The organism is Vagococcus sp. WN80Y (assembly GCF_059621045.1).
The window spans coordinates 1-614 of the sequence record NZ_JCAQHY010000022.1 but is presented as its reverse complement, the minus strand read 5'-3'; the positions used below and the strand labels follow the sequence as shown (position 1 = coordinate 614).

Here is a 614-nt window from a genome sequence, read left to right as displayed (position 1 = left end):
AGCAAACCGCACTCTCGGCACTATTTCCCCATTTTCAGGGAACAACTGCTGTAGAAAGCCTTTCTTCATCTGCTGTAGAGCTTTTAGCTTACGTTGATGAAGAGTGATAGTGTTATCTAACTGTTTGAAGAAAGAGCTTATTTTTTTCTGTTCTTCAATTTTTGGTACATCAATTTCATAATTTTTTATATTTGGAATTCCAAAATTTGCTACGGTAGTGGATTCTGCATTCCTGATAGCAATCTCCTTTTTGAATTTCGGTGCAAGTAACGTAGATACTAAAAAATTCGGGATTAGGTCATTGTTTGCCCTGATCCCAACCATACGTTGACCTAAAAAATAACTATTATCATCTTCAGGAATGATAGCCGCTTCTCCAATTGGTGCTTCCCTTGAAAAAACAACGTCTCCACTATGCAAATGGATTCTTTCAGACCAAATTTCATATGTTTCTCTTGTAACACTATCCATTTTTTTAGGATATAAAAAACCATCTCGTACTGTAGATGTTCGTATCATTTTAAAGTTATTATCATAGTCAACTATTGGTGCTGTAGCATGTTTTGTGTCGGTTACTTGACTAAGTTCTCCTAACTTACGCAGTTCCCATGCGT

Annotated in this window: 1 protein-coding gene; it reads right to left on the bottom strand. The window is 36.2% G+C overall.

Features of this window, described 5'->3' with window-relative positions; translation table 11 throughout:
- The coding region (locus AC5KOD_RS02405) for a restriction endonuclease subunit S (protein WP_496912958.1) at positions 1 to 614 on the bottom strand (614 nt) is incomplete at both ends.